Origin of the sequence: Ancylothrix sp. D3o (genome assembly GCF_025370775.1) — a bacterium.
Taxonomy (GTDB): Bacteria; Cyanobacteriota; Cyanobacteriia; order Cyanobacteriales; family Oscillatoriaceae; genus Ancylothrix.
This window is the reverse complement of sequence record NZ_JAMXEX010000078.1, coordinates 1-4,159: the sequence shown is the minus strand read 5'-3', so window position 1 is coordinate 4,159 and position 4,159 is coordinate 1. Positions and strand designations below refer to the sequence as shown.

5 protein-coding genes are annotated in these 4,159 nt (G+C 45.9%); 4 read left to right on the top strand and 1 reads right to left on the bottom strand.

From position 1 onward, the window contains the following. Window positions 1-292: 292 nt before the first annotated feature. The 4 genes from NG798_RS26935 to NG798_RS26920 all read left to right on the top strand — a co-directional run bounded on the left by NG798_RS26935 (window position 293) and on the right by NG798_RS26920 (window position 2,956). Entirely contained in the window at window positions 293-436 is a 144-nt protein-coding gene (locus NG798_RS26935; RefSeq protein WP_261226803.1) for a hypothetical protein, read from the top strand. Window positions 437-439: 3 nt separating this feature from the next. Next, complete coding sequence (locus NG798_RS26930) at window positions 440-598, top strand: hypothetical protein (RefSeq protein ID WP_261226802.1); 159 nt, start codon at window positions 440-442, stop codon at window positions 596-598. Between the two features lie 553 nt (window positions 599-1,151). Beyond that, window positions 1,152-2,087 (top strand): aminoglycoside phosphotransferase family protein, encoded by a 936-nt coding sequence (locus tag NG798_RS26925; RefSeq protein WP_261226801.1) that lies wholly within the window; start codon window positions 1,152-1,154, stop codon window positions 2,085-2,087. 401 nt (window positions 2,088-2,488) lie between these two features. Next, entirely contained in the window at window positions 2,489-2,956 is a 468-nt protein-coding gene (locus NG798_RS26920) for a CAP domain-containing protein (protein ID WP_261226800.1), read from the top strand. 159 nt (window positions 2,957-3,115) lie between these two features. Here NG798_RS26920 and NG798_RS26915 read toward each other — a convergent pair. Next, the coding region (locus NG798_RS26915; RefSeq protein ID WP_261226799.1) for a hypothetical protein at window positions 3,116-4,159 on the bottom strand (1,044 nt) is incomplete at its 5' end.

Here is a 4,159-nt window from a genome sequence, read left to right as displayed (position 1 = left end):
CGCTACCAGATTCAACTATGAGCGCGGTGGCACCGGCCTGCCAAAAATATCTACTATTTATAAGGTGGCATCGGCCTCTTTAAAAGATTCAATTATTCAATATCGGCACCGGCCTCTTTAAAATATCCAACGATTTCAACATCGGCACCGGCCTATCTAAAATGGTTTTATTTTTCTGTCTCCCAACTCCCCACGCTTCCCCTTCATTCATTGTGTGAATATTCTGCAACTGCCGATCAAGGGTAGATATTTTTTATGCACCGGCACCACAAAACGAACATTCTTATGATTAGTGGTACGCGATTGCCACTCTTCGTCTCGCTACTCGTTAATGGCCGGTGGCCGGTGGGACTGTACTCAATGCTGGTGGCCCAAAGAGCCGACGGAATATCTGTATGCTTCGTCTCGCCGATGGATTGATGAACGGATGGGATAACGGTTGTCACAGATGGATCGGGGGGGTAGTCCGGTGAATTGTGGGGCCGGTTGGATCGAGGGATTGGTATTGCCATCTTTGGGGGCCGGTTGGATGGACGAGAAAGAGCCGGTTCCCCCCACCTGGTTTGACCAATTTGTCACAGACCCCGTTACTGGATAAGCACCCAAAAGCCTCGTCTGTGACGCCTGAATCTCTGGAGTGATGTTGCTTCGATTTAAAGCCGGTGGTTCTGTCGTTGTTAATTGGTTGAATGACCTGCCAGTTGGTTGATGGGCTTAATCTCTGGGATGTCGGTGAGACTGAGGAGGCCGGTGGGTTTGGAATTGTGACCTGGTGGCCGGTGGCCGGTGGCTAATACTCTCGTTTATTTTGTGGCTGCTGGTTTGTGGCCGGTGGCTGATGGTACTGGTTAATTGCCGGTGGTTATGTGGTTTTTGGTCTGCTGAATCTGGGGCCGGTTGAATAGGAGGGCCAGTTGTTCTGGGATTGTTGCTCGGTAGCCTCTTGCCGGTAGTAGATGCCTAGTTGTCGCTGACAGGGGAGGTGGAGGCTGATGGCTACTGTGCGCTCTTGCCGGCGTGGTGAATATTCGGTGGTTGATTACGGTTTGTGGGGGCCGATTATTGAAAGATTGTTAGCCTGTAAACAGCAGATTTACTAATTTCCGTAAGCGGCTTTTTTTCTTCGTGTAGATAAATTGAGGAGGTCATAGATGAGCTCACAGCAAATCCCAGGTATTGACACACCGGCTTCTGAAATTGAAATTGATGCCTCCCTAGTTCAATCTCTTCTAACCTCACAACATCCTGATTTAGCACATTTGCCACTCCACCTAGTAGATGCAGGTTGGGATAATCTCATATTTCGACTGGGTGAGCAGTTGTCTGTCCGTCTGCCTCGTCGCCAACTTGCTGCCACTTTCATTGAACATGAACAAATTTGGCTTCCCCAGTTGCCAACTCTTCCGATTCCGATTCCCCTCCCTTGCAGATTAGGTCTTCCAGGCCAAGGCTATCCCTGGAAATGGAGTGTTGTTCCTTGGTTAAGCGGGGTAACGGCTGACCGGCAAGAATTGAATCACGAACAAGCACAACGATTTGCGGCATTTTTAAAAGCGCTCCATACTCCGGCACCACCGAATTCTCCCTCAAACCAATTCAGAGGTTTACCGTTACATCATCAAGTTGCGCTTTTTGCAGAACGAATGCAGCGCTTACAACAAGCACAGACGTTCTGGCAGTTTGTCTCTACCTTAATTAGCCCAGCGATTGAACAGGTTTGGAAGCAAGCATTAGACGCGCCAATGGATGTGGAACCAACCTGGATACATGGCGACCTTTACCCTCGTAATGTGTTGGTTGAAAATGGTGTAATCACAGGAGTTATAGATTGGGGAAATATCACAGTCGGGGATCCGGCAACAGATTTGGCTGCAATTTGGATGCTTTTTTCTGAGCCACAAGCCCGTCAGAAAGTTGCTTTAGAATACAATGCTTCCAAACTAACCCTCCAACGAGCTAAAGGATGGGCGATATATTTTGGTGTTCTCCTACTAGGTATGGGATTAATTGATAACCCACAATACGCAACCATTGGCCAAAAGATATTGCAGCGTATTGGTGAGGATGCTTCATTATTTACTGAATAGTTAAATAGAAGGCTGATCTCAGGCATCGACTTTCGGGGGGCCTTGCTGATTAATGATATCAAAGGGTATATATGCCAATCATAGAAACCAGCATCCACAAAGCTATGGCGTTTCAGCAGGCTTTGCTATCGGGATTTTAGGGCTTATTTTTTTCATACCCTCATTAAGCAACGCCAGAAAAACTATAGAAGCCATTTTTTCGGATATCATTACCAGAATCAAATTAGCTAAATTGTCCTAGTTTAAGGTAGTGACATTTCTAAATATAGTGAATATTCTAAGTAGGGGAAGTGGCTCGAAACCTCTATTAATAAGGTTATCAGCGGTGCCCTTCAGAAATTATTGACCAACGGGAATACAAGCAAAAGAAAAATTAATTGCACAAAACAAAGGAAAAAATCATGTCTAATGTTAACCCATCGGCAACAACAAGTCAAATCTCAATGAGCCAAGAAATTCTCAATGCTCATAACCAATATCGGGCAGAAGTAGGTGTTACGCCCCTTACTTGGTCTGAGACTTTAGCCAATCATGCTCAGGAGTGGGCCGACTACCTGGCTTCGTTGGGAGGGAAATTGGAACATAGCCAGAACACGGGTGAAGGTGAAAATTTGTGGATGGGTTCATCTGGTTATTTTAGTTATACCCAAATGATTGAGAGTTTTGGAAACGAAAAGCAGTATTTTGTCGATGGTATATTTCCCGATGTTAGCTCTACTGGAGAGTGGCAAGATGTTGGTCACTATACCCAGGTTGTCTGGAGCAACACTACAGAAGTTGGTTGTGCGATTGTTCGAGTCAATGGTAATGATATCTTGGTTTGCCGTTATAACCCTCCAGGAAACTTTATAGGGCAACGTCCTTTTTAACGACCATTGCTCTAAAAATCAAGCAACATTACCCAGCCACCAAAACAGGTTTTTATCTAAGGGTCTACTTAGCTACATAATATTTTATGGCAGCATAAATCAGACTCTTCCAAGCCTTTAAAAATTAGGTATCCAATTTTCCTGCTCACGGAAGGCCGGTTATAAACCTTGCTGTAGTCGGATAATATGCTGGCGTTCTTCTAAATTTAGAAGTTGCCAGACACCCTTCCAAACATCCTCAACAACACCCTCAAATAGAGCACAGATTCCCTGCCAAAGATTGTCAAGTTCATAGACACCGGCCAGCGTTTCTCGAACCAAATAAGTAAACCCTTCAATTGTCTCGTGAAGAGCCGGGTCTACTGAACTAATACATATCCCCTGTGGTTCATGGGTCGGTGGGATGCCGGTGTTCTCTGGTTCAGGGGCTGGCTCTATGGAATTTGTCACAGACTGCTCTATTGAGTAACCACCTAAAAGGCTAGTCTGTGACAAACCTGTTTCCGGGGTGGCGGTGTTTATTGGGATGCCGGTGTTCTCTGGTTGAGTAACCGGATCTATGGAATTTGTCACAGACCGCTCTATTGAGTAAGTATCTATAAAGTTAGTCTGTGACGCCTCATCTTTAAGAGGACGCGTGTTATTGATAGTGCCGGTGTTCTCTGATTGGTGGGATCTCTGAATATTGTTTGTCACAGACTCCACCATTGGATAAGTACCTACAAAGCTAGTCTGTGACACCTCATCTTTAAGAGCGCCGGTGTTGGTTGGGATGCCGGTGGCGGTTGAGATGCCGGTGTCCTCTGGTTGAGTAACCGGCTCTATGGGATTTGTCACAGACTCCGTTATTGAGTAATTACCTAAAGAGTTAGTCTGTGACACCTCATCTTTAAGAGGGCCGGTGTTCTCAGGTTGATTGATGAGATTGCCAAACCGCAATTCATAAGCTTTGAGAACGTCCAGAGAGAAGCCGGTTGCTTCAGGCAAAATTGCCTTATAAAAACGCTGCCGTTCACCGGACGCTAAACGGCGCTGCTTACCAGAAAAGTTAATGGCCACCCTCTCCAAAATATGCTTAATCAATCGCACTGGCCCGTATTCGGGAGTGACATTTATCCCTAGAGCGAATTTGAGCCGGTGTTTGTGTTGGGTTAGACAAGCCTCAAAGAAACTGAGCGCTTTTGGGTCATTGTTGGTGTACTC

Bases quoted from the DNA above. Each gene is read 5' to 3' on its own strand.
- NG798_RS26925 (WP_261226801.1), top strand. From the start codon at position 1,152: ATGAGCTCACAGCAAATCCCAGGTATTGACACACCGGCTTCTGAAATT.
- NG798_RS26920 (WP_261226800.1), top strand. From the start codon at position 2,489: ATGTCTAATGTTAACCCATCGGCAACAACAAGTCAAATCTCAATGAGC.